The 23,401-nt window shown below is 41.9% G+C and carries 25 protein-coding genes; 12 read left to right on the top strand and 13 right to left on the bottom strand.

All coding sequences use genetic code 11. The features are described 5' to 3' along the window. Positions 1-67: 67 nt before the first annotated feature. Genes JU57_RS03385 through JU57_RS03375 form a run of 3 tightly spaced genes read left to right on the top strand, consistent with a single transcriptional unit; the run spans position 68 to position 2,578 of the window. On the top strand, positions 68-904 hold the full coding sequence (locus tag JU57_RS03385; RefSeq protein WP_037957005.1) for a DUF4392 domain-containing protein: 837 nt from the start codon (positions 68-70) through the stop codon (positions 902-904). 3 nt (positions 905-907) lie between these two features. Then, positions 908-1,330, top strand: coding sequence for a thioredoxin TrxC (trxC, locus tag JU57_RS03380; RefSeq protein ID WP_037957002.1), 423 nt, complete (start codon positions 908-910; stop codon positions 1,328-1,330). Positions 1,331-1,333: 3 nt separating this feature from the next. Beyond that, positions 1,334-2,578 (top strand): P-loop NTPase fold protein, encoded by a 1,245-nt coding sequence (locus JU57_RS03375; RefSeq protein WP_037956999.1) that lies wholly within the window; start codon positions 1,334-1,336, stop codon positions 2,576-2,578. A gap of 3 nt (positions 2,579-2,581) precedes the next feature. Here JU57_RS03375 and JU57_RS03370 read toward each other — a convergent pair whose 3' ends face one another. Together JU57_RS03370 and JU57_RS03365 are read right to left on the bottom strand one after the other, a co-directional pair. Next, positions 2,582-3,007, bottom strand: a complete 426-nt coding sequence (locus tag JU57_RS03370) for a HepT-like ribonuclease domain-containing protein (RefSeq protein WP_051906552.1) — start codon at positions 3,005-3,007, stop codon at positions 2,582-2,584. Next, the gene (locus JU57_RS03365; RefSeq protein WP_051906551.1) at positions 3,000-3,284 is read right to left on the bottom strand and encodes a nucleotidyltransferase family protein; all 285 of its coding nucleotides are present in this window, start codon (positions 3,282-3,284) and stop codon (positions 3,000-3,002) included. The genes JU57_RS03370 and JU57_RS03365 overlap by 8 nt, the downstream gene beginning before the upstream one ends. A gap of 138 nt (positions 3,285-3,422) precedes the next feature. On the opposite strand from JU57_RS03365, the gene JU57_RS03360 reads away from it, so the two are divergent. Next, positions 3,423-3,773, top strand: a complete 351-nt coding sequence (locus JU57_RS03360; protein WP_037956996.1) for a hypothetical protein — start codon at positions 3,423-3,425, stop codon at positions 3,771-3,773. 18 nt (positions 3,774-3,791) lie between these two features. Here JU57_RS03360 and JU57_RS03355 read toward each other — a convergent pair whose 3' ends face one another. Continuing rightward, the gene (locus tag JU57_RS03355) at positions 3,792-5,096 is read right to left on the bottom strand and encodes a bifunctional diguanylate cyclase/phosphodiesterase (protein WP_037956993.1); all 1,305 of its coding nucleotides are present in this window, start codon (positions 5,094-5,096) and stop codon (positions 3,792-3,794) included. 306 nt (positions 5,097-5,402) lie between these two features. Between JU57_RS03355 and JU57_RS03350 the strand changes: the two genes are divergently transcribed. Beyond that, a complete protein-coding gene (locus JU57_RS03350; RefSeq protein WP_037956989.1) occupies positions 5,403-5,756 on the top strand; it encodes a hypothetical protein in 354 nt (117 codons plus the stop codon). Here JU57_RS03350 and JU57_RS03345 read toward each other — a convergent pair. Continuing rightward, positions 5,753-6,115, bottom strand: coding sequence for a hypothetical protein (locus JU57_RS03345; protein WP_037956985.1), 363 nt, complete (start codon positions 6,113-6,115; stop codon positions 5,753-5,755). The two genes, JU57_RS03350 and JU57_RS03345, sit on opposite strands and share 4 nt — an antisense overlap. A gap of 99 nt (positions 6,116-6,214) precedes the next feature. Continuing rightward, positions 6,215-8,035, bottom strand: a complete 1,821-nt coding sequence (locus JU57_RS03340) for an alkaline phosphatase PhoX (protein WP_037956982.1) — start codon at positions 8,033-8,035, stop codon at positions 6,215-6,217. Between the two features lie 153 nt (positions 8,036-8,188). Here JU57_RS03340 and JU57_RS03335 point away from each other — a divergent pair, with 153 nt between their 5' ends. The 5 genes from JU57_RS03335 (at position 8,189) to JU57_RS03315 (ending at position 12,171) form a co-directional block, all read left to right on the top strand. Continuing rightward, on the top strand, positions 8,189-9,934 hold the full coding sequence (locus JU57_RS03335; RefSeq protein ID WP_037956978.1) for a hypothetical protein: 1,746 nt from the start codon (positions 8,189-8,191) through the stop codon (positions 9,932-9,934). Further along, positions 9,931-10,671, top strand: a complete 741-nt coding sequence (locus JU57_RS03330) for a nickel transporter (protein ID WP_037956974.1) — start codon at positions 9,931-9,933, stop codon at positions 10,669-10,671. Before JU57_RS03335 ends, JU57_RS03330 begins: the two co-directional genes overlap by 4 nt. After that, positions 10,668-11,150: a DUF1007 family protein gene (locus JU57_RS03325; protein WP_037956972.1), complete on the top strand. Its 483-nt coding sequence runs from the start codon at positions 10,668-10,670 to the stop codon at positions 11,148-11,150. The genes JU57_RS03330 and JU57_RS03325 overlap by 4 nt, the downstream gene beginning before the upstream one ends. Then, positions 11,147-11,458, top strand: a complete 312-nt coding sequence (locus tag JU57_RS03320) for a hypothetical protein (protein WP_037956969.1) — start codon at positions 11,147-11,149, stop codon at positions 11,456-11,458. Before JU57_RS03325 ends, JU57_RS03320 begins: the two co-directional genes overlap by 4 nt. Positions 11,459-11,592: 134 nt before the next feature. Continuing rightward, positions 11,593-12,171 carry a DJ-1/PfpI family protein gene (locus JU57_RS03315; RefSeq protein ID WP_037956965.1) on the top strand — a complete coding sequence of 193 codons (579 nt, stop codon included), beginning with the start codon at positions 11,593-11,595 and terminating at the stop codon, positions 12,169-12,171. 47 nt (positions 12,172-12,218) lie between these two features. Here the strand turns inward: JU57_RS03315 and JU57_RS03310 are convergent, their stop codons facing one another. Genes JU57_RS03310 through phnX form a run of 6 tightly spaced genes read right to left on the bottom strand, consistent with a single transcriptional unit; the run spans position 12,219 to position 18,551 of the window. Then, a complete protein-coding gene (locus tag JU57_RS03310) occupies positions 12,219-13,889 on the bottom strand; it encodes a putative 2-aminoethylphosphonate ABC transporter permease subunit (protein ID WP_037956963.1) in 1,671 nt (556 codons plus the stop codon). After that, a complete protein-coding gene (locus tag JU57_RS03305; protein ID WP_037956960.1) occupies positions 13,882-14,973 on the bottom strand; it encodes a putative 2-aminoethylphosphonate ABC transporter ATP-binding protein in 1,092 nt (363 codons plus the stop codon). Before JU57_RS03305 ends, JU57_RS03310 begins: the two co-directional genes overlap by 8 nt. A 46-nt stretch (positions 14,974-15,019) precedes the next feature. Next, positions 15,020-16,036: a putative 2-aminoethylphosphonate ABC transporter substrate-binding protein gene (locus tag JU57_RS03300; RefSeq protein ID WP_051906549.1), complete on the bottom strand. Its 1,017-nt coding sequence runs from the start codon at positions 16,034-16,036 to the stop codon at positions 15,020-15,022. A gap of 57 nt (positions 16,037-16,093) precedes the next feature. Beyond that, the gene (locus JU57_RS03295) at positions 16,094-16,624 is read right to left on the bottom strand and encodes a hypothetical protein (RefSeq protein WP_294875604.1); all 531 of its coding nucleotides are present in this window, start codon (positions 16,622-16,624) and stop codon (positions 16,094-16,096) included. Then, positions 16,618-17,754: a 2-aminoethylphosphonate--pyruvate transaminase gene (gene phnW, locus JU57_RS03290; RefSeq protein ID WP_051906547.1), complete on the bottom strand. Its 1,137-nt coding sequence runs from the start codon at positions 17,752-17,754 to the stop codon at positions 16,618-16,620. Before phnW ends, JU57_RS03295 begins: the two co-directional genes overlap by 7 nt. Continuing rightward, positions 17,727-18,551 carry a phosphonoacetaldehyde hydrolase gene (gene phnX / locus JU57_RS03285; protein WP_037956954.1) on the bottom strand — a complete coding sequence of 275 codons (825 nt, stop codon included), beginning with the start codon at positions 18,549-18,551 and terminating at the stop codon, positions 17,727-17,729. The genes phnW and phnX overlap by 28 nt, the downstream gene beginning before the upstream one ends. Before the next feature lie 161 nt (positions 18,552-18,712). On the opposite strand from phnX, the gene JU57_RS03280 reads away from it, so the two are divergent. Both JU57_RS03280 and JU57_RS03275 read left to right on the top strand, forming a co-directional pair. Next, positions 18,713-21,073, top strand: a complete 2,361-nt coding sequence (locus JU57_RS03280) for a phosphoketolase family protein (protein WP_037956951.1) — start codon at positions 18,713-18,715, stop codon at positions 21,071-21,073. A gap of 45 nt (positions 21,074-21,118) precedes the next feature. Beyond that, positions 21,119-21,682: a toxin-antitoxin system YwqK family antitoxin gene (locus JU57_RS03275; RefSeq protein ID WP_037956948.1), complete on the top strand. Its 564-nt coding sequence runs from the start codon at positions 21,119-21,121 to the stop codon at positions 21,680-21,682. Here JU57_RS03275 and JU57_RS03270 read toward each other — a convergent pair. Continuing rightward, positions 21,645-22,058: a hypothetical protein gene (locus tag JU57_RS03270; RefSeq protein ID WP_349678047.1), complete on the bottom strand. Its 414-nt coding sequence runs from the start codon at positions 22,056-22,058 to the stop codon at positions 21,645-21,647. The two genes, JU57_RS03275 and JU57_RS03270, sit on opposite strands and share 38 nt — an antisense overlap. Positions 22,059-22,102: 44 nt before the next feature. Continuing rightward, a complete protein-coding gene (locus JU57_RS03265) occupies positions 22,103-22,534 on the bottom strand; it encodes a hypothetical protein (protein WP_037956945.1) in 432 nt (143 codons plus the stop codon). Positions 22,535-23,401 lie beyond the last annotated feature (867 nt).

Raw genomic sequence — 23,401 nt, 5'->3', positions numbered from 1 at the left:
ACTAATCGAATTGTACCCAATTTTTAGATACAATTTTTCCAGACAATTCTTACATGTAAAGGCTTTTATGCACACTTTTAATACAATCGAAGAGATCGTTCTTCAACATTCCACCCGTCATATGGACAAAATTCAAGCGCATTACCGAAGCGAACACACCAAAAATGCGGTTCATGCTTTTTTAAAACTGGACAAAGGCGTTGTGTTCATCTACACTGGTTTTTACGTAGCAGGTTTTGCCGAAACCGATGGCCCTTTGGGGGCGTACTTTTTAGCCAAAGCGTTCAAAACGTTAGGCTACACGCCTGTCATCGTCACCGATCATTTTTGTGAGGAGTACTTTTTCGACATAAAAACCCTCTACATCCCTCTTGAAGGGCTAAGCGTTCAAGAATACGAGATGCTTTTAGACACCTATAAACCCGTTGCACACCTCTCCATCGAGCGATGTGGGCAAAACCACGAAGGGCGCTACCTCAACTCTCGCGGTGTTGACATCAAAGAGTTCACAGCACCTGTGGACGAGCTTTTTAAACTGGGCTCCAAAACCGCCCCAAGCTTTGGCATCGGCGATGGTGGCAATGAAGTGGGCATGGGAAGTTTCGCCGATGTACTTAAAGATAAAGAGTTTTTCTACGACTACTGCGTCATTCCCTGCGACTGCCCGATGATCGCTTCGGTATCGAATTGGGGCGGATACGGCTTCATCGCAGAGCTCGAAAAAGTTTTACATGTAAACGTTTTACCCAGCTTTGAAGAGGTTGAAACCTACCTTGAATTCATCGTCGCCAAAGGCTCAGTTGATGGCATCAAACGCGAATCAGTGATGTCAGTCGATGGCAAAGAGTGGTCGATAGAACCTGAAATACTCAGCGCCTTAAAAGCATACGCAACACAAGGATAAATCATGAAAGTCATCTGTCCCAACTGTTTGGCTACCAATAATGTCCCAAAACTCGAAGTCTACAAAAAAGCAAACTGCGGCAAATGCCAAACGTCCCTGCTCGACCCACACCCCATCGCTCTGACCAGCGACATCCTTGAAGCAGTCCTTAGCAACACCGATGTTCCCGTCATCGTCGACTTCTGGGCTCCGTGGTGTGCTCCATGCAAAGCCTTCGCCCCCACCTTCCAACAAGCCGCACGCGTCTATCCGCTTCGTGTTTTATTTGCCAAAGTTGACACCGAAGCCGAACAATTTTTGGCTTCACGCTTTAAGATTCGCTCCATTCCTACGCTGATTGTTTTTAAAGATGGCGAAGAAGTTGAGCGTGTCAGTGGTGCGATGAGCGATGAAGATCTGGATGCTTTTGTTGAGAGGTTTTTGTAGTCTATGGCAAATTCTGAAAGCATCAAACAGTACCTCATTGAAGGCAAAAAACCCTATTTAGAGAATGACGATAATAATGGCACTATCTTGATGCTTTCAGGCGCATGGGGTTCAGGAAAAACCCACTTTTGGAAAAATATCATTGAAAAAGATTTAATCCCAAAAATCAAAGCAAAAAAGAAAAGTTATGTTTTCGTGAGTCTTTATGGTAAAGACTCTATCAAAGATATTGAAAACGAGATTTTGCAGAAAGCATATAGTTTTTTATATGAAAGCGATAACGATCTTATAAAAAAAGCTTCTTCTGTTTTTACAAAATCAGTCGATTTTATACCTAAAATCTCTTTTTTTGGTTTTGAAATTGATGCAAAAAATATCGCTAAATTAAAAGATGAGTTATCCAATAAAGAAAAATTACATAAAGCCTCTGAAGCTCTTTCAAACGGCATTGTCTGCTTTGATGATTTTGAGCGAAAATCTTCCAAAATAGACCTTAACGACCTTTTTGGTTTTATTACCAATCTCACAGAAAACTTCCAAACCAAAACTATCATCATTACAAAGCAAGAAGCATTTCTAAGTGATGATAAAAGTATTTTTAACACCGTCAAAGAAAAAAGTGTCAATAAATTTATACTCTACAGCCCAAGTGTAGAAGAGCTTTTTGACGTTATCTATCAAAATGATAAGTATAAACTTCTCAAATCCTATAAAACAACGATTTTAGATGCGATTCAACTCAGTGAAGAAAAAAATGCACGTATTTATATTCAAGTGCTCAATAATTGTTTAGAATATGTCGAAAAAATAAAAGATGTAAATGAAAGAACAATTTATCTTTTGACATTTACTACTATCATTTTTGTAAAATATAATCTTCTTATTCGATTAACTGAAATAGCACAAAAAATTCCATACATTCGTGATTCTGAAATAAAAATATTTCCTGATTTTTACATAAAAATTCCTGAAAATATTTTGTATTCTTTAAAAACACTTAATACTAAAACATTAGCAGTAATGGAAGTTTTTTTACATGACTTAAAGCATCAATATTCTTTGGGTGATAGTAAAACTTTACCAACTGAAGTTTTAAAAGATAATTTTCTATATATTGAAACAAACAAAGATAAGTTATTTATACTTTATAAATATTTTTATCACCAAGAATATTTTTCCACAAATGATATAGAAATCGTGAATAAAATTAGTGGCTTCATTGAAAGTGGCATTTTACTCGAAGAATAGATGCTATTTCATTAGCCCCTCTAAAAACTTCAAAACTTGTGCATTCTTCTCATTTTCTGCCTTCGCATGTTCAATAGCGCCCAAAAGAGCTATCTTTTCTTTTGACACAATCGTGACCAATTCTGCTTGATATTCAGGCAATTTATGCGCGATCACATCCCAAACGATCTCTTCATCAATTCCAAAATAGCCATGACTGATTTGGTTGCGAAAGTCGACGATACGACGGTATTCACTTTTAAGAAGACCTCTATTTAAAAGTATTTTTGTTGCCTCGCCGATGATCTCAAGCTCCCTGATGCACGCGTCCCACGCCATTTCATGTACAAGTAGTTCAGCACCATTTTGAATCTTACATGTAAAGCGGGAAATTTTATCGATTGCGATGTAAATATCAACAATATAAAGGCTTATATCGCGACTAGACATAGAGCACTTCGTGAGCGATTTTTTCTTTGATAAGTTTACGAATCGATTTTTCAAGCCCAAGATCGACTTTCGCACCCAGCTCTTTTTCAAGAAGTTCTTTGAGTGCGTAGTAATTGTCAAAACTAGCGGGCATATCGACGATGATGTCAATGTCGCTTTGTGAGGTTTGTTGCTCTTTGGCGTAACTTCCAAAAAGTCCTATTTTTTTGACATTAAACTGCTCTTGTAAAAACGCTTTGTGCGTTGTCAGATAGTCTAAAATCAACTCTTTTGTCATAAGATGCTTCCTCTTTTTAGTGCTTCTATTGTATCAAAAAAAGAGCTTTTTGTGCATTATCTTTCATTCTGAAATATTTTTAACCTTACTTCTCCTACTTTGCTACCATACTCTCATAAATCAAAACTGAGGTGTGTCATGGTTCTAGGCAAATGTCCTTACTGCGGAGGTGCAGTGATCTCGCAAAAGCTTACCATTCAGGGTCAAAAGGTCAATCTTTATACGTGTGAGCATGCGAAAAAGGAGCGTGACATCAACGATGATTATGTGTTTAGTAGCGAGGCAACGTGTCGGTTTCGGGTCTACTCGAACACCTTTTTGCGGTGGAATAAACGCAGTCTCAGCGAGTATGAGATGAAGCAACTGTTAAAAGAGGGGCAAATTGCGGTGCGGTTGCATGGGCGAAAAGGGACAAGTGAGTACTTTAAATACGTCGTCCCCGATCCCGAATACGGTATAAGTATTTTGTGGGATACGGAGGTCGCTTAGTCTTTACATGTAAAGAGTTTAGAGCGCGATTTGAGGTGAAGGCATGTCGATGAAATAGCCTTGTGAATAGTCGATGCCAAGCTGTTTGACGGTAGAGAGAACCGTGCTGGAGTGGACGAATTCTGCGACTGTTTTGATGCCCATTTTTTTGGAAAAATCGACAATGGTTTCCACGACAATCTGCGCATTTTTATCTTTGTCGATGTCTTTGATAAGGCTTCCATCGATCTTGATAAAATCGGGATTGAGCTTGATGATGTAGGAGAAGTTGGAAAAACCACTGCCAAAATCATCGATTGCAACCTTCGCACCGTAGCGTTTGATCTCATTGAAAAAGTGCATGACTTTGTCAAAGTCATTGACACGTTCGGATTCCAAAAGCTCAAATGTGACGCGATGCCCCATATCAGAATCACGCAGTTTTCGGATGATAAAGTCGTAAATCTCCTCGTTGATGATGTCCTCAAACGAGAGGTTGATGCTAAAATCAAACGGATGTGTTTCAAACACTTTGAAGCTTTTATCGATGATCGCCATCGTGATTTTATCGTAGACCTTAATCATCTTCGCGATGGGTATAAAATTGTGTGGTGAGTGAATGACACCCTCTTCATCGACCAAACGAGAGAGCGCTTCAAACTTCACGATCTCATCGGTTGTGTTGTCAATAATGGGCTGAAAATACGGCACAATGCCAGAGAAATCCATAATGGCTTTACGCACCTTGGTGGCGTATTTGAGGTTGCTTTCGTACTCTTGTGAGAAATTCATCGTATCTTCAAAAATCCAAAATTTGAGCTGCTCTCTTTTGGCGTATTTGAGTGCCATACTCACTTTGGAAAAGATGTCACTGTGTGAAAAACTCGCACTGGATGAAAGCGTGCAATCCACGTAAATCTCTGTTTGTGCGTAAGCATACTTCAGATGGGTAAGTTGTTTCGAAAGATAGGTGAGGTAATTTTTTAAGAGGTAAAAACTCATGCGTTCATGCAGTAAAATGGCAAATTCATCGCCAGCCATGCGGTAAACACTTACATCTTGAAGTTCGGTTTTAAGGCTTTTTGCAAAAGATTCTAAGATGAAATCACCCACAACAAACCCGTAAAAATCATTGAGCAATTTAAAGTTGTCAATGTTGGCAATAATCAGTGTAAAATCACTAATCTCTTCGAGGTCATGACGCAATTTATAAAGATTGGGAAGGCGCGTGAGTGGGTCTGTGTAAAACTGCTCCACAAGATTTTTCTGCACGGCACGAAGCTCTTTGGAGAGGTGTTTGATTTTTTCTTTTTGATCTTGCTCTTTTTCGCCACTATTCGCCATGCAAAGCCCCCTCTTGCAAACCTAATACCACTGTAAATTTTTCAATTGTATCTAAAAAGATCATAAATAATGAAATAGTGACGCTTTAATAGAGTTCTTGTGCATTAAGTTTTGCAAGAAGAGAAAGCACCAAAGGTGCGTGGGCTTTCTGCCGAAGAACACCCAGTGTTAACGTAGCTTTTAGAGCTTTGCTGTAAAAGCGTATTGCAGCGTTGTTGTTGAACTCGCATACTAGAAAATTCCGCTTAAGCCAAAATGAGTCTGCTTTGGATAGAATAACTCATAGATTGACATTAGGAGATCCCCATGAAAATTCAAAAATTTTTTGGAATAGCAGTAGCACTGACACTGAGCCTCAACTGCTTTGGAGCGCGTAAAAGTGAAGTGGAAGTGCCTCGTACGGTGCAAAAAGATATTTATAAGTACTACATAATTGAGGAGAGTAAAAAAGCGACGCTTTTCAATGTGACGCTCAAGCGCTTAAGCTACGATACGATTCTTTACATCAAAGTGGAAGTTAACTGTCCATCACGAGTGATTCGCGAATTGGGCAATAGTATCAAATCAGCCAAAGCGATCTCAACCGATACCCCTAAACCATGGGTAAAACCTGTCATTGGCTCGATTCAATCGGACATCATCACTTACGTTTGCCGTTAACCCATCAACTGTTCAAGTAGAGGTTTCATCGCTTCGTAGTCATCCCGTTGAGAAAACGCTTGCATCAACTGCATTTTAGCCGCGTACACTTGCGTGTCAAAATAGCTTGAAGAGCTTCCAAAATCAAGTGCGCTCACACCCAACGTGTTCATCGCTTCAACAACCGTGGTAGAGGAGAGTGACGTGAGCGTATCTTGGTTGATCAAATCGGTCAGCCATGAGCTATCATTTTTACTGGCTCCCGTGGAGTCGTAGTGAAGCAAAAAGTCCTCAAAACTGCCATCTTCGCCTTTGAGCGAATTGTAAAGTCCATAACTCACCCCTGCGTACGGGTCGATTTCAAATAGTCTGTTATCCATGGAAAACTCCTTTTACATGTAAAGATACAAGCAAAAAACATACCCAACCATAAAGGAGAGAAAGCTCAGGAAAATGTACCTGAGCTTTCAAACAAGAGTTTATTCAAAGGCAGGGAAAGGTCCTACGACGCCAACCCATGACTCAATGTCTTGTGGTGAGCTTTTTTTATCTTTGTCGCTCTCACCGTAAGGATGTTGAATGACCGTTGTCAAATACCCATTACCACCAATGTTTGGATACCAAAACGGAGAAGTGGTTTCAGAACCGTACGGTGTTGTAAGGATTCTTGTGAGGCTTTTGGTCTCAACATCATACGCCCACACATAATCGATCTGATGCAAACCTGTATCTTCACCGATAATTAAGACATTGGATTTGGTGATAAACGTTAAGTTGTCAGGCTCTGCAATGCCATCGATCGCACATTTATTGCTCTCAAACTCACTGCCCTTAGGATAAGTTTTCATCACGCCCATCACTTCACCCACAAAATTGCCTGCGACTAAATTACTAGCAATCGCAACGCCGCTAGAGTCTTTTTGTCCGCTTGTGATCGCTAGCTTATACACACCACCGCAGTCATTGCGTGGAAGTCTGATGTGATTGCCACCGCCAAGGTCATATTTAGTACTGGCTTCACCACTTTTTTTGTAATCTTCCATACCGTAGAGAATTCTACTGATGGCGATGTAGAGTTGATTGCGTTTTGCATCAAAGGTAATGCCCTCTTTTTTGTTAAACTCTGTCGTTGCACCTTGATACGCTGCAAATCTTCGACTCTCCAAACGAGACGCAACAACGCCCATACCCGTTTTGAGTTTCAAACACTCTGTTCCCCATGCTGTATTGACCGAACGAAAATCTGCAGGGCATTTACCATCGGTGTCTTTGACCGCTTCAAACATATCTTCAAAGGCGAGCTTTTTATCGATAAACTTGCGAATTTGCGCATCGTTTGCATGTCCTAAATTGATCCATGTTATACCAAATGAACCGCCATTAAGATCACTTTTTTGCGCTAACTTGGCTGAATACAATGTCCCTGCACTCAAATCTTTCGCTTTATCGGCAATAAACATAAACAATGCACCATTCAGTCCATCATCGGTCAAGTAAACCGTTTTTTCATCCGGCATAACATAGCCTAACTCATGTGCAAAACGACCCATTGAGTAGTGTTTAACGTACTCTGTATCGCCTTTATCGCTTGTGATGGTCACTTCTGGCATCCATCCCCAATAGTAAGGATTGAGCGCTTTTTCGCCCTCTTTAAAATAGCGCGTGAAGTTATTATAGTACTCATCTTTGGCGACGGCTCTGGCATTTGCTTCATACTCTTCACTGCCCAAATGGCTTCCCCACGGTGTTTTCATACCTGCACAATGCACCCATCCACCGTAATAACCTGCTTGTGAGATGTGGCTAGTCGCAACCGCTTTAAATCCACCCTCCGCCGTTTTTTCAAGTCGTGAGATGTACATCGCTGCTGGTCCACACTCAAATTGAGTAATGGCATAAAAGTGTCCATTGCGTTCATGAAGCGTTGTGTGATCAGGGCCTGAGCCATCTTTGCTGGTTTTACAGACAAACGGACTTCCATCGCTATGGCTAATAGGCTTTCCTGTTTCATCTTTCACTTGACCAAAAATCTCCGTCGTTTTACCGTCTAAACTGGGTAAGACTTGACCCGTTCGTGCGATGGTGTGCCAACCGATTTTATGCGTCTGCCCGTTGATAACCACTTCCTCTGAAGTCATAATCTGTTTTTTCTCCGCGTCCGCAATCGGAGCTTTAACAGGTTTAAAATAGACCTCATTATTCGCTTGCGTCGCAGGCGATAGCGTGGTGGTACTACAGGCACTCAGTACCAAACCGATGAACGATGTCGTCATGACATTTTTAAGCAGAGTATAAGACATTTTCCTTCCTTCTAAGTTTAAATGAGAGTTCAATTTTAAAATTAATTCATTACGGCTCTATTACAAATGTGTGACATTTGACTCAAAGTTGACGTAATCAAATTGCAACCATTGCGCTTTACAATTACAATTATTCCATCACAAGATCACATCATGATAAAAATTTATTTAGGTATCGCCCTGTTTACATGTAACGTCATTGCAGGCGACATCGATCTCAAAAACACGCATCTCATCAATGAAACAGCGTACATTACAAGCCAATGTTATACGAAAACAGAAGATGCTCAAAATCCCAATATCCTTCACAACCCCTGTTTTAGCTGTCACATCAAAAATAAAATCCCCAACTACGCGCTTTTTGATGATGAGTTACAACTCGCCTACGACTTTCCCGCTCCTGCTTTGAAAAACCCTTGGAGCAACCTCTTTTTGGACCGTACGAAGGCGGTCAATGCGATCAGTGACGCATCGATTTTGACGTATGTCAGGGAAGACAATTACCTTAAAAATGGCAAGATTATTTTGCAAGAAAAACTCAAAAATCTTCAACCTGCATGGGATTTTAATGACAATCACCAGTGGGACGGGTATGTGCCTGATTGTTATTTTCACTTTGATGATGAGGGGTTTGATCAAGCGCCCAATGGCGACTACACGGGCTGGAGAGCGTTTGCGTATTATCCTTTTTTAGGCACCTTTTGGCCGACAAACGGTAGTACGGATGATGTCCTTATTCGCCTTGCAAAACCGTTTCAACACGATGAAAACGGTCATTTCGATAAAGAAGTTTACAAACTCAATTTGCTCATCACTGAATCGCTTATTAAACAAAAAAGCCTTGTTATTGCTCCCACAGATGAGAAGCGCTACGGAGTGGATTTGAACCAAAACGGGGTACTAGACGTGGCAAATGAAATCGTTTTCAACTGGAAACAGCCTGCATACGATGCGCAGTCCCTAAAGCTTTCCCACTTTAGTATGAGCTATGTGGGTGAAGCCAAAAAACTGCTCGAATCCAACGACTACCTCATCGCACCAGGGCTCTACCCCAAAGATACCGAGTTTTTACACTCCGTTCGCTACATCGACATTGATGCAAACGGTGAGATCGCATTAGCACCTCGCATGAAAGAGCTTCGCTATGGCAAAAAACTCTTTTGGTACCCCTACTTTCAACTCTCCAATGCAGGCATGGAAGATCTTAAAGAGAAAGAGTCATCCCCCGATAACATCGACATTTACATCGGCAACCCTGAAACAGGGCTCAATAATAAAATAGGCTGGTACTATCAAGGTTTCATCGAAGATGCCAAAGGGGATCTAAGACCTCAAAGTTATGAAGAGACGCTCTTTTGCATGGGATGTCACAACAACATTGGCGCCATCGCCGATAGTACCTTTGTCTTTCAGCGCAAATTTGAAAAAGGGGCACACAAAGATGGCTGGTACCACTGGAGTGAAAAAGGATTCAAAGGCGTGCGCGATATGCTTCTGCCCAATGGTGAGAGCGAATACGTCCGCTACCTCAAAAACAACAATGCCGGCGATGAGTTTAGAGACAATGAAGAGGTGATGGAGAAGTTTTTTGTCAAAGGCTGGCAGAAAGACAGTGCCAACATTCAAAAAGAGTTGCTTACCAAACTTGAAAATCCAAATGTGCGCTTAGAGGCGTATTGGAAACTTAAAAAAGAGGCGATTGCCAAACTGCGTGATGACATTGCGTACCTCTTGCTTCCTTCCAAACAAAGAGCCCTCACTCTCAACAAAGCCTATAAAGTGATCGTCGAAGAGCAGAGTTTTATCTATGGGCGTGACGCGCATGTCAAACCTGTCGCCAACGTTCACAAAGAGCTCAAACCCAAACAGATGACCCAACTTGAGAAGATTGAGCGATGAGCATGTTCTACCACACGTTTTTAGGGCAGATCATTGCATGGCAAAAAGAGATCAATTTTGCCATCACGGAAGCATTTGAGGCGTTAGAAGCGACGCAAAGTGGCGCAATGTATGGGTATATTATACTGAGTGCTTTTGTCTACGGGCTGGTGCATGCACTAGGCCCTGGGCATGGGAAAATGGTTATCGCGAGTTATTTTTTGGTGCATGGCGCCAACATCCGTGTTGCGTTCAAAGCAGCTTTTCTCTCTTCCATCATTCACACACTCTCGGCTTTAAGCATTACGGCGATTTTGTATCTCTTTTTTCAACACACTATTACCAAACATTTTCAGTTGATCAATGAGAACATGTACAAACTCTCCGCCTGTTTTATCATTTTGATTGCACTTTTTTTGCTCTATGAAACCCTCAAAGAGCGTACCGATTCTAAACACATACCGCTTCCTTCCAACGATAAAACACTCTTCAAACTCGCCCTCTCCATCGGTATCGTTCCTTGCCCTGGCGTGATGAGCATCGTTTTGTTTTCCATGATTTTAGGCTATTACACCCTTGGTGTTGCCAGTGCGGTGAGTATGAGTCTTGGCATGGGCATCACGATGTCCATCGCAGCCATACTCTCCACACAATTAAAACAATCCCTACAGATACGTCGCTATGAGACTCTGTTTCAAACGCTCCGCTATGTGGGCATTGCGTTGCTGTTTGGCTTAGGTGTTGCCATACTGATATGAGAATTTTTTTACTCGTTGTAGGGACGCATCTAGCGCTTTGGGCGCATCCCCATTTTTTTATCGATACCACACTGAGGATAGAATCGGATCGCATCGTGCACGAGTGGATGTTCGATACGCTCAATTCCAAACTGCTACTGTTTGAATTTGACACCAACCACGATCATCTGCTTGATGAGAGGGAAGAAAAAAACTTTCTGGATGCCCATTTCTATCCGCTTCAGAGCAACCATTTCAACCTTGTCCTTCAAAAAGGTGATCAAGATGAACGTATTGAACCTTTACATGTAAAGGCAAATGTTGTCGATAAACGCATTGTTATTCTCTTTACAACGCTCTTTTCGCCGACACAGCCTTCAATTGTCTGCACGATTGATGGCACGCTTTACAGTGCCTATACTCTGCAAAACGTTCAGAGTGTTTTTGCAATTGAGACGCAAAAAAGTAACTACGATTTTTGTTTAGGAGTCACTCCATGAAAAAACTTTTATTGCTTTGCCTCTTGGTTTATAGGCTTTTCGCTCATCCTGTGAGTTATACGATTGATTTACATGTAAGCTACAATGAGAACGAAAAAAGTGTCACTGTTGCCTGCGAAAGCGACAGTCGCAACAAATGTGGCTTGCATGATTTTCATCTTTTAAACGCTAAAGATGAGACCTTAACCACCGCTTCCTTTCCGTTTATGAAACCCAATACCACCGTAGCATGCAGTGAAAAACCAGCGAAAATGATCTTTTATTTACGACAGATTCCTGAGCATACGTATACGGTTATTGTTGAATAACATCAAAACAGCGTGTTACGATAGGGCTATAACTTTGATGTAAAACGTGTCTTGAATTCTGATGAATTCTATTAAGAAATTCGTAATGCAATACAGCTATAATCTTAAGTACAACCATTTTTAAAGGAGACTTCATGGCAAAGAAAATTCTGTTTATCGTCGGAGACTATGTGGAAGATTACGAAGTGATGGTGCCTTTTCAAGCGTTAGGTGCAGTGGGGCACACGGTGATCGCTGTTTGTCCGAACAAAAAAGCGGGTGAGTTTATCCGTACTGCGATTCATGATTTTGAGGGAGACCAGACCTACAGTGAAAAACCAGGTCACAATTTTACACTTAATGGTACATTTGATGCGATTAAAGTCGAAGAGTTTGACGCCCTTGTCGTCCCCGGAGGGCGCGCTCCTGAATACCTAAGACTCAATGAAAAAGTGCTCGAAATGGTACGCCATTTTGCTAAAGCCAACAAACCTATCGCAGCGATTTGCCATGGCGCACAACTCTTAGCAGCAGCCGATGTTTTGGGTGGAAAAAGTTGCTCCGCTTACCCAGCATGCGCCCCTGAGGTCACCAAAGCAGGTGGAACATACAAAGCGATTGAAGTGACGGAAGCTGCAGTTGACGGCAACCTCGTCACTGCTCCTGCATGGCCGGCACATCCTCAGTGGATCGCCAAATTTCTAGTCGTTTTAGGAACAAAAATCACGCTTTAATGCTTTACATGTAAAGATGAAATACCATCTTTACATGTAACTTTTTTTTAACACATTCGCCACCTTTGGCTTGCTTTACTCACACCATAAGAAACAGCATTAAACAACAGCGTAATGCCAACCGAAGTCGCAACAATAAGTGTCGCCATTGCCGCTGCTGCACTCATATCTCCTGCATCATCCATATTTAAAACGGCTATTGACGCCAGTGTCGTTTGAGGAGAGTATAAAAAAACAACGGCTGAAACCGTTGTCATCGCATTGACAAAATAATAGCGTGCTATCTCTAAAATCGAAGGGAGTGCGATAGGCACCGTTACCTTAAAAAACGTTTTATAAAAAGGAACGCCCATCGACTCTGCAACATCGTCAAACTCACGATCAATCTGCTTAATGGTTGTCATAGCCGTCATATAACTGGTCGTAAAAAAGTGAGCAATCGTACATAAAATCAAGATCGTTAAACTTCCATAAATACCATGCAATGGATTCGTAGCACTGTTAAAAAAGAAGATGTAGCCTAAGCCCAAAACAAGCCCAGGGACTGCCATAGGAAGCAGTGCAAACAGTTTGATGAGCCCAAGCAGCGGTGCCCATAAACGGCTACGCTCTACCACATAAGCGGTTAGAAAAACAATAATGGTTCCAAAGAGCGCGCTCCAAATGGCAAGTTGCAGTGAGTTTAGATACGAGCTCCAGCCACCACCATCCATCATATCAAAGTTGTAATTTTTAAGCACCAGACTCAAATCATACGGCCAAAATTTAACAAAAGAGGCAAAAAGAGAGACCCCTAAAATAATCAACAGTAAAAGCACCACGCCCAAACAGAAGAAAAACATGATCGTGTCAAATAACCGAGTGGGTTTAGGTCGGTACAGCACAAATTTTGAGCCTACACTAGAGCGCTGCTTTTTTTGCAAAAGGGCATCCACACTAAACGTAATCACCGATGGAATGAGCAGTAAAACACCCACCGTGGCGCCCAATTCAAAATTTTGTTGCCCGATGACTTGTTTGTAAATCTCCGTCGCTAAAAGATGAAAATCGCCTCCAATGACTTTTGGAACACCAAAGTCTGTGATGACCAGCGTAAAACATACCATAGTTGCCGATATAAGTCCATATTTGGCACTAGGAAGCGTAATCGTCAAAAATTTTCGGATACTTCCAGCCCCCATACTCTGCGCCGCTTCGTATAACCTTGCGTCTGAGAGGCTAAGCGCACTTAGGATGATCATCAAAACATGCGGAAACACATAAAAGCATTCGCCTAAAATAATACCCCAAGGTCCGTAAATGGAGTTCTCTCCCATCCATGATTTCAAAAAACCTTGATTGCCAAAGAGGTACACAAACGAGATAGCAGGAAGCAAGGATGGGGCGAGAAGTGGAATAAGTGCTAAGTAGCGAAACAGGGGTTTGAACGGTATACATGAACGCATGAGGGCATAGGCAAAGATAAAAGAGATGGGAACAATAATAAGCGTGGTTGTAAGCGAAACCAACAATGAATTGCCAATCAGCGTATGCGTATTGGGCTGACTCAGATAGAGACTAAAATGCTCAAGGTAAATCAACTTTCCCTCAGAAGAATAGACGCTTTTTTGTAAAATTTCCACAAGAGGGAAAAAGATAATAAGAGCCAAAAAAAAGACAAGGATCAGAGCGATCAATCCAAAAAGCATTTTATGGCTATTGCCAAACAGCCTAGGCATTGTGTGTATCTTTAAAGTAGCAAATATCACTTGGGAAAATGCCCAACTGAAGCGCATTTCCCTCTTTGATGGCAAACTGTTTGATCATTTTATGAGGAATATCAAACAGTAACTGCTCTTCTAAAAGCCCCTTGATGCTCATTAAAATCCTGCAAAAGCTCCCTAAAAATGTAACCTTGAGCACATCGCCTTCAATGATATTGACCTCTTCATAACTCTCTTGATACGGCTTAATATCTTCAGGTCTGACTAAAAGCTTCATCTTTTCACCTACAACAATATCGGTCTGGGATACAACATCCACTTTAAAGCGAAGTTGCCCTACCCCAAAAAAACCATTTCCCTTGTAGATAGCATCTAGAAGATTGATTTTCCCTACAAAATCTGCCACAAAAAGGCTTTTAGGATGATGGTAAATCTCCAAAGGCGTGCCGATTTGCTCAATAATCCCATGATTCATAACCACAATTTTATCGGCAATACTCAGAGCCTCTTCTTGGTCATGCGTGACCATAATCGTCGTAATGCCAAGGTTTTTTTGAAGTTCACGTATCTCTTGACGCAGATGTTCTCTCACCCGTGCATCCAGTGCGGAGAGGGGTTCATCGAGCAACAAGAGAGAGGGATTGGTAGCGATGGCTCTTGCAAACGCAACCCGTTGCTGTTGCCCACCACTGAGTTCACTTGGGTACTTATCTTCACTCCCACTCAGCCCCACGAGCGCTAAGAGCTCTTTCACCCGTTTTTTAGCCTCTTTTTTTTCGACATCTCTCTTTTTGAGTCCGTAACCGATATTTTTGGCTACTGTAAGGTTAGGAAAAAGAGCGTAGCTTTGAAAGACAATGCCATAATCGCGTTTGTGCGGAGGAAGATGTGTAATGCTCTTTCCATTTTGAATGATTTCACCCTCATCACACGTTTCAAGACCTGCAATGATACGCAGTAGTGTTGTCTTACCGCATCCCGATGGTCCTAAAAAACAGACAAGCTCCCCTTTATCAATCGTAAGATTGATTTCATTCAGTGCAACAAAATCATCAAAACGCTTGGTCACATTGGAAATAGTAATAGCACTTTCAAACACGTTGTTCCCTTATCGAAAGAGGGGATCTATCTCCCCTTTTTGCATCTTATTTTTTTGGTTCAGATTTTGATTCGTAGCGTTTTGACCACTCTTGTAAAATGGCTTCTCTGTTTTTAGCCGACCATCCAAAATCGTTTTCAATCAGCATCGAAGCGTAGTTTTCAGGAATGTTTTCGATTTTTTTAGAAAGCCCTTTGTAGGCAACCACCGCAAAGTTTTCAGCATACAATTTGTTTGCCTCTTCCCCCGTTGCCCAGTTGACAAATTTTTGAGCAGCCTCTAGGTTTTTGGTTCCCTTCACAATCGCCGTCGCTTCCAAATCCCAACCTAACCCCTCTTTAGGATAGACAATCGCAATAGGAGCACCCTCTTTTTTAGACTTTGCCGCACGGTACTCAAAACTGATCCCGATAGGAAATTCACCCGCAGCTGCCATTTTGCAGGGTTTGGAGCCTGAGTGAGTGTATTGACCGATGTTCTCATGGAGTTTATCCATGTAATCCCACCCTTTTTTCTCTCCAAAGATTTTAAGCCACGCCGTTACATCTAAAAATCCTGTCCCTGAACTAGCAGGATTTGGCATAACGATTTTGCCCTTATAAATAGGCTTTGTAAGGTCTTCCCAACTGGTGGGTAAAGGGAGGTTTTGCTTTTTAGCTTCCACTTCGTTAAAACAGATCGCACTACCCCAAACATCATTTCCAACCCACATAGGAGGGTTTTTACTATCGCGGTATTTTGCGTCGATTTTATCCAAAGAAGCGGGGGCGTAAGGTTGAAGCATCCCATTTTGTTCCAAAAGAACGAGGCTAGTAGCGGCGGTTCCCCACACAACATCGACTTGGGGATTGGCTTTTTCAGCTAATAATTTTGCGGTAATAATGCCTGTCGAATCACGTACAATTTTAACGTCAATATCCGGTTGTACTTTTTGAAAAGATTCTAAATAAGGCTTTACTTGATCAGACTCTAGCGCCGTATAAACCGTCAAACTCTCTTTTGCCATTAAAGTACTTCCCGCAAGCATCACACCTGCCATCACACACAATCCTCTTTGAAACATACGCTCTCCTTCGTACAAGATTTGTTAAAATCCTATCGATAGATAGCCACAATTTGGTTACGGTAACCGCTTTGCAATACTCTGGGCTGTTTTGAAAAGAATGTACATGTAAACGAGGTTTGTAATGATAAGCCCTGCAAAAATAGCCAGACGATCGTGTTCCACAAAGGCTACATGTAAAAAGAGGAGGTTTGCAATAAAAATGAGCAGATAGTGCATAAAACTGACATCGTGCGGTGCAATATTTTGAAAACTTTTGTACGCTTGGGCGATACCGCCGATAAGATTCAAAGAGCCAATCAGTGCTACGATAAAAATGCCCGTATCTTTTTTTGAAAAAGCTACTCGTTTGCTTTTACTAAAAATGTAGGCAAAGGTGAGCGTATGCACAAAAAGCTCTGCAATCTTAACCGTACCGATAGTGCCCTTACTCCAAACGATGTAACCTGATAGCGTAATGAACGTGACTAAATAGCCATTGAGCGCTATGCCATCCCCTCGTTTGGTCTTAAATGTTTTGTACAACTGAAACAGATACGCCATAAAAACCAGCGCAAAGCCACTCTCTAAGGCGTAGGGCATTACCAAAAAATCGCCTTTTTAATGGCGTGAAGCAAGCGTGTTATATCTTCAGGGTAAACATCCCCAATGGTTCCGATGCGAAAACTATCACAGTTCGACACTTTACCGGGGTAAATCACAAAACCACTCTCTTTCAGTCTGTCATAAAATGTTTTAAAATCATAAGCATCCTCTTTTGGAGAGTAAAAACTGGTGATAATCGGGCTTTGAAGGGATTTATCAACCACACAGGTAAACCCTAATGCCTCCATACCTTCAACCAAAAGCAGTTGATTGGCACTGTAACGAGCATGGCGTTTTTCAATACCACCTTCCAACTCAAGCTCGTGTAACGCTTCATCAAACGCACGCACCACATGCGTCGGTGAGGTAAAGCGCCATTTGCCCTCGCCTTTTTCCATAACATCCCATTGATCATACGCATCTAAGCTTAAAGACCTTGCATTGCCTTTGCACTGTTTCAAAAGCTCTTTTTTAAAGAGCATAAAACCAAAGCCTGGAACGCCTTGAATACATTTATTAGCACTTGAAATCAAGACATCAATGTCCAAGGCATCCATATCAATGGGAATGCCGCCAAAACTACTCATAGCATCAACAATAAAATGTTTATGGTACTGTTTAACGATACGACCAATCTTCTCAATAGGGTTTAAAATACCTGTCGTTGTCTCACAATGCACCACAGCGACACTGGTAATCGAAAGGTCTGTTTTTAGAGTCTCTTCGAGCGTTTCAAGACAAAAGGTCTGCATCTCCAGTGCTGTGTGTTTCACCACAGGAATACCTGCATACGTAGCTATGCTTTCCATACGCTCACCATACGAACCATTGGCTAGAACCAACAGCGTACTTCCATCGCGTGGCATAAGTGTTCCAAGAGCCGCTTCAACGCTAAACGTTCCACTTCCTTGCATCAAAATGGCGGTATACGCATCACTTTTTGAAGCAAAGCTCACCAATGTTGTGCGAATATTCTGAACAATGTCATTGTAATCTCTATCCCATGTACACCAATCTTGCAGCATAGAAGCACGCACACCTCGGCTTGTACTCAAAGGACCGGGTGTCAATAAAAGATAGGGATTTTGAGGAATCAACTCTGGGTTTATACCCGCGCAAAACCGATCAGACATGGTTTTTCTCCTTGGATGATTTTTTCATTGATGATTTCTAAAAGAGGTAAAGCTTCCCAAATACCATCAATCACATAATGCGCCCCTGCATCGTACAATCGCTTACGTGCCAATGCGCATTTCTCGCTTAAAAGCTCTTTAGGAAGTGCTTCCATCTCTTCATACGAAAGCCCAAGTTCATTGCCACTCATGGCAACGCCAATGCTCCAGCATCCTGCATTGAGACCTTCATGAATATCGCTGATCGTATCTCCGATTTTGATGATGGATGAAAGCGGATAGATCTCAAGTTCAATCGCATTTTTATAGATCATAAAAGGGTGTGGACGTCCTGGAAGATAGGCTGATGGGGAAACATAACAATCGGGGCGATACCCCTCTTTGGCAGCTTCATGGGTGACGACTTCCATCATAGAACAGGTGTATCCTGTTGTTGAGCCTAATTGAATACCCCGTTGCTTTAAAACCTCAGCAAACTGAACGGCTCCTCGAATGGGTTTGGAGTAATGCGCTAAAGAATCAAATAAAGCTGGCTCAAAAGAGTGGTAAATCGCTCTTGCATCTTCTTCTGTTGGGTAACGTCCGAATTGTTTCAAAAATCGCTCTTTCGCCAACGCTAAAATCGCTTTCGTATGTTCAAATTTCAACATACCCATAAACGTGCGTATCTCTTCAAAACTGACTTCAAAGCCGTAACGCTCAAACGCCTCTTTAAAGGCAGCTACGGGAGAGAGTGAACCAAAATCAACCATTGTTCCTGCCCAGTCGCAGATAACGCCTTGAACACCTTTTAGCATTTTGACTCCTGAAATGTTTGCAAAATCCTACATCTAAAGGGTATCAAGAAAATTACAATGACCACCTATACACCCTTTTAACTTTTTACATGTAAAGCCAAACGCATGATTTTTAAGTAAAATTGAAGTAGCATAGTCAAGACTCATTCTAAAGGAGTTTTATGAAACATCACCCACTTTCCTCATCTGAATTAGAGCACATTAACGCGTATTGGCGTGCGGCGAACTACCTTTCTGTGGGGCAAATTTACCTACTTGAAAATCCCTTGCTCACAAAACCTCTCACTTTAGAGCATATCAAACCTCGCCTTTTGGGGCATTGGGGCACGACGCCGGGGCTGAATTTTATCTACGCGCACATGAATCGGATGATCCTTAAAGATAACCTCAACATGCTTTTCATCGCAGGGCCTGGGCATGGAGGCCCTGCGGTGGTTGCCAACACCTATTTGGAAGGAACCTACAGCGAAGTCTATCCCGACATCTCCCAAAATGAAGCTGGCATGCAAAAACTCTTTAAACAGTTCTCGTTTCCTGGCGGCATTCCCAGTCACGTAGCACCCCAAACGCCCGGTTCCATCCACGAAGGAGGCGAACTGGGTTACGCGCTCTCACACGCTTATGGAGCGGTCTTTGACAATCCAGAGCTCATCGCATGTTGCGTGGTAGGCGATGGTGAAGCCGAAACAGGGCCCTTGGCGACCGCGTGGCACTCCAACAAATTTTTAGACCCCAAACGCGATGGTGCTGTGCTTCCCATTCTCCACCTCAATGGGTATAAGATCGCCAATCCAACCGTCCTAGCGCGCATCTCGCACGATGAGCTTGAAAACCTTTTCATCGGCTATGGCTATGAGCTCTACTTTGTTGAAGGCGATGAACCTGAATACATGCACCAAAAAATGGCAGAGACCTTAGATATTATTGTCACTAAAATCAAAACGATTTGGCATGAAGCCAGAGTCAATGCAAACACAATGCGCCCTCGCTGGCCGATGATCATTCTGCGCAGTCCCAAAGGGTGGAGTGGCCCTAAAGAGGTCGATGGACTTAAAACCGAAGGCTCATGGCGTTCGCACCAAGTCCCACTCTCCGAGTTAGATACAAAGCCTGAGCACATTAGTATTCTTGAAAACTGGATGAAAAGTTACAAGCCCGAAGAGCTTTTTGATGCCAATGGCACACTTATCCCAAAACTGGCATCTCTTGCACCCAAAGGCAAAAAACGTATGGGAGCAAACCCTCACGCCAATGGCGGAGCACTTTTAGAGCCTTTGCATCTGCCTGATTTTAAAACCTATGCGGTGGACGTTCAATCTCATGGGCAATCTATCGCTGAATCCACACGTGTTTTAGGTACATTTCTTCGCGATGTGATGCGCCAAAACATGCACACGTTTCGCGTCTTCGGCCCTGATGAAACGGCGTCCAACCGCTTAGGAGCCCTTTTTGAAGTGACCAATCGTGTTTGGATGGCAGAACATGATGGAAGTGATGACCACCTTTCCCAAGACGGTCGCGTTATGGAAATCCTCTCCGAACACACCTGCCAAGGCTGGCTTGAAGGGTATCTGCTCACAGGAAGGCACGGCTTTTTCTCGTGTTATGAAGCGTTTATCCACATCATCGACTCGATGTTCAACCAACATGCCAAATGGCTTAAGGTCACGAGCCGTGAAATCCCATGGCGTAAACCTATTGCTTCACTCAATTATCTTCTGACTTCGCACGTTTGGCGTCAAGATCACAACGGTTTTTCACACCAAGACCCAGGGTTTATCGATGTCGTCGTGAACAAAAAAGCGCACATCGTCAATGTCTATTTTCCACCCGATGCTAACACGCTTTTGTGGGTGGGGAAGCATTGTCTTAAAAGTCGTGATGCCATCAATGTCATCGTTGCAGGCAAACAGCCTGAATTGCAATGGCTTAGCATGGAAGACGCCATTGCACACTGTGAAAAAGGGATGGGGATTTGGCAGTGGGCAAGCAGTGATGAAAAAAGCGAGCCCGATGTGGTGATGGCATGCTGTGGCGATGTGCCAACGTTAGAGAGCCTAGCGGCAGTGAGCATTTTACGCACCCTTGTGCCCGATCTTAGCATTCGCTTTATCAATGTCGTGGACTTGATGTGCTTGCAACCCAGCGAAGAGCATCCGCACGGGCTTAACCATGAAGCGTTTAACGCCCTCTTTCCCAAAGAGACGCCTGTGATTTTTGCGTACCATGGGTATCCGTGGTTGATTCACCGTTTGGCGTACCGAAGAGCCAATCATGAGCATTTACATGTAAGAGGGTACAAAGAAGAGGGAACGACTACAACGCCCTTTGATATGGTCGTTTTAAACGATATGGATCGGTTTCATCTGGTCATGGACGTGATGGATCGCGTGCCTAATATGCAGCCTTACGCCGAAGAGATCAAAGCAAAAATGCGCGAAAAACTCCGCGAGCATAAAGCTTACATCGAAACGTATGGGCAGGATTTGCCAGAAATTCTCGAATGGAAGTGGCGCTGTTAAATCTAATATGCTACTATGCGCGAAAAATTGAGAAGGAACCCAACAATGAAATGGTTACTAATGGTGCTTTTGAGCGTAACGCTTTATGGTGCTGAAAAGATTTACGAATACGGCGATTTGGAAGAGAGACACGATGGCGTTTTAATCGAGGTCAAAACCCACGCGCTCGCCAATGGCACAGGAAAATTTTACTATGACTCAGGCAAATTACGCGGTGAAACGCCCTTTAAAGAGGGCAAACGCGAAGGAGTAGGCAAAACCTATTACGAATCAGGCGAGTTGCAAGGCGAAACACCGTTTAAAAATGATGTCGTGGAGGGCTTAAGAAAAAGCTATTTCAAATCTGGCACAGTGCAAAGTAAAACGCCTTTTATCAACGACAAGGCTGAGGGCATCGCAAAGATTTACTATCCATCAGGCAAGCTGCAAAGTGAAACACCGTTTCATGAGAACAAAGCGGAGGGCATCTCCAAGCTTTACTACGAATCTGGAAAGCTGACCAATGAAATCGAATTTAAACACAGCAGCCCCGTTAGCGGCTTCCAATACGATGAAAAAGGCACTAAAACACCTATGAGCGAGGCGCAACTAAAAGCAATGAATTTGTAAGCACCTCTTGCGCCATCTTTTGCATCGTTTTCGCGCTTACATGTAAGGCTTCAAGCTCTTCGGGAAGCAGTTTGTAATTGAGGATTTTCGTTGCACCTTTTCGCGTCACGACAACGGGAACATTGAGCACTACATCGCTTAGTCCGTACTCACCTTCTAAGTAAACACCCAGAGGAAGTACGGAGTGTTCGTCGTTGGCGATGGCGCGAATGATGCGAAAAACACTTGCGGCAGTACTGTGATTGGTATTGCCTTTTTTGTAAAATATCTCAAATCCAGCGTTGATGACATCTTGGTAAATCTGCGCACGATCGAGCAGAGGCAAGCCATTGAGCTCACAAAACGTATCGACATCCAGCCCACAAATGTTGCAAATACTCCATGGAAGCGTACTTCCTTTACCATGTGTCAGACGAAGTGCTAAACTCGTCTGACAATAATAGGCTTTTTATCATCTGCATATGACAGAGCTAACCATTCGTAAGCTTCTAAAGCTTTATCTATAACTTCGGGTTGTGCTCCGGAAAGAAACTCTTTCTTACCAAAAATTTCTTTGGTTATAAGAAACAGTTTAGAAAGTGAGATATGACGAGTTTTTTCTAAATTAGAATATTCAATTAATGCTTTTTCTTTGTAATTATCTAAAACCCTAATCACTTCATCGTAATCCCATTTTTCCATTTTTAGATCCCTTAAAAGTATAAAAAAATTCCTACTGAGTAAATTAAAATAATGTGCTATTTTTTCAGATTTTTTCTTATTTGTTGATAAAGTAAAGGAATAAAAGTGCTTTGAATTGGGGATTCTTTTTTTGTAGAGATATTTATTCCCATTTTTGTAAACATAAGACATTATATATCCTCTTGATTACAAAAATATTATTAAAAATTATAATGGCTATTGATAGAATATTTTGTCTAATTTTATGAACAAATTAGTAACAAAGCACAGAACATTAATTCTGTATTGCTTTAATAAAGCCTATTTTATGGGATTTTACTTGTTAAGAAAGAGTGGCTCGAATGCTGGTCTCTAACATATCTATTTATTGGCACTTAAATACATATTTTAAAAATAAGGTACATTAAAAAGTACATTAAAAACTTTTCTCAATTAAAATCATAAAAATTAGCAAGTACGTTATAATTATTTTATTTTAACATGAATTCTCTTGAATATGCTACAGATTTTGAAATAGTAGGTAGAGGAAGTAAGAGCTTTTATCAAATCATATATATTCAAAACTCTTACTACGCAATAATAAAGGCAACAAGAAACTTGAAAAGAATTCCATTATGACTATTGGACTTTTATATCAGCTCTTTCTGATAAAATCCTAAAAATTAATTTTACTCATTATCGTCACACGATTCGATATATTTTCGAATAATATCTTTTATTGGATCAGGTATATCCGTATCATTAATTATTTGTAAATGTTGGTATGCATTGTTTACAGCATTGATATTATCTGACTTTATCTGTTTATGGACAACGGATGGAAAAACATCGTCATGCAATCTTTGCTCCAAGCCAAATGTTTTTGAATAGCCTAACATGGCATCATAAAAGATGCTCTGAATCGTTTTGCACATACCTCGATTTAAGTAGTCGACCCTGAAAAACAAGTAAAACCCTTATTTTTAGGGCTTTAGAAGCAATTTTGTAGTATAATTTCGACCATAAACAAGGGGAGTTACCCTCTATTTCTGGTCGAAA

This window comes from Sulfurospirillum sp. SCADC (assembly GCF_000743525.1).
In the GTDB taxonomy this organism is placed as follows: Bacteria; Campylobacterota; Campylobacteria; order Campylobacterales; family Sulfurospirillaceae; genus Sulfurospirillum.
This window is presented reverse-complemented; position numbering and strand designations above follow the sequence as displayed.

What these genes read in the sequence shown, in the direction of transcription:
- JU57_RS03385 (WP_037957005.1), top strand. Translation starts at nt 68, where the DNA reads ATGCACACTTTTAATACAATCGAAGAGATCGTTCTTCAACATTCCACC.
- trxC (WP_037957002.1), top strand. Translation starts at nt 908, where the DNA reads ATGAAAGTCATCTGTCCCAACTGTTTGGCTACCAATAATGTCCCAAAA.
- JU57_RS03375 (WP_037956999.1), top strand. Translation starts at nt 1,334, where the DNA reads ATGGCAAATTCTGAAAGCATCAAACAGTACCTCATTGAAGGCAAAAAA.
- JU57_RS03370 (WP_051906552.1), bottom strand. Translation starts at nt 3,007, where the DNA reads ATGTCTAGTCGCGATATAAGCCTTTATATTGTTGATATTTACATCGCA.
- JU57_RS03365 (WP_051906551.1), bottom strand. Translation starts at nt 3,284, where the DNA reads ATGACAAAAGAGTTGATTTTAGACTATCTGACAACGCACAAAGCGTTT.
- JU57_RS03360 (WP_037956996.1), top strand. Translation starts at nt 3,423, where the DNA reads ATGGTTCTAGGCAAATGTCCTTACTGCGGAGGTGCAGTGATCTCGCAA.
- JU57_RS03355 (WP_037956993.1), bottom strand. Translation starts at nt 5,096, where the DNA reads ATGGCGAATAGTGGCGAAAAAGAGCAAGATCAAAAAGAAAAAATCAAA.
- JU57_RS03350 (WP_037956989.1), top strand. Translation starts at nt 5,403, where the DNA reads ATGAAAATTCAAAAATTTTTTGGAATAGCAGTAGCACTGACACTGAGC.
- JU57_RS03345 (WP_037956985.1), bottom strand. Translation starts at nt 6,115, where the DNA reads ATGGATAACAGACTATTTGAAATCGACCCGTACGCAGGGGTGAGTTAT.
- JU57_RS03340 (WP_037956982.1), bottom strand. Translation starts at nt 8,035, where the DNA reads ATGTCTTATACTCTGCTTAAAAATGTCATGACGACATCGTTCATCGGT.
- JU57_RS03335 (WP_037956978.1), top strand. Translation starts at nt 8,189, where the DNA reads ATGATAAAAATTTATTTAGGTATCGCCCTGTTTACATGTAACGTCATT.
- JU57_RS03330 (WP_037956974.1), top strand. Translation starts at nt 9,931, where the DNA reads ATGAGCATGTTCTACCACACGTTTTTAGGGCAGATCATTGCATGGCAA.
- JU57_RS03325 (WP_037956972.1), top strand. Translation starts at nt 10,668, where the DNA reads ATGAGAATTTTTTTACTCGTTGTAGGGACGCATCTAGCGCTTTGGGCG.
- JU57_RS03320 (WP_037956969.1), top strand. Translation starts at nt 11,147, where the DNA reads ATGAAAAAACTTTTATTGCTTTGCCTCTTGGTTTATAGGCTTTTCGCT.
- JU57_RS03315 (WP_037956965.1), top strand. Translation starts at nt 11,593, where the DNA reads ATGGCAAAGAAAATTCTGTTTATCGTCGGAGACTATGTGGAAGATTAC.
- JU57_RS03310 (WP_037956963.1), bottom strand. Translation starts at nt 13,889, where the DNA reads ATGCCTAGGCTGTTTGGCAATAGCCATAAAATGCTTTTTGGATTGATC.
- JU57_RS03300 (WP_051906549.1), bottom strand. Translation starts at nt 16,036, where the DNA reads ATGTTTCAAAGAGGATTGTGTGTGATGGCAGGTGTGATGCTTGCGGGA.
- phnW (WP_051906547.1), bottom strand. Translation starts at nt 17,754, where the DNA reads ATGTCTGATCGGTTTTGCGCGGGTATAAACCCAGAGTTGATTCCTCAA.
- phnX (WP_037956954.1), bottom strand. Translation starts at nt 18,551, where the DNA reads ATGCTAAAAGGTGTTCAAGGCGTTATCTGCGACTGGGCAGGAACAATG.
- JU57_RS03280 (WP_037956951.1), top strand. Translation starts at nt 18,713, where the DNA reads ATGAAACATCACCCACTTTCCTCATCTGAATTAGAGCACATTAACGCG.
- JU57_RS03275 (WP_037956948.1), top strand. Translation starts at nt 21,119, where the DNA reads ATGAAATGGTTACTAATGGTGCTTTTGAGCGTAACGCTTTATGGTGCT.
- JU57_RS03265 (WP_037956945.1), bottom strand. Translation starts at nt 22,534, where the DNA reads ATGTCTTATGTTTACAAAAATGGGAATAAATATCTCTACAAAAAAAGA.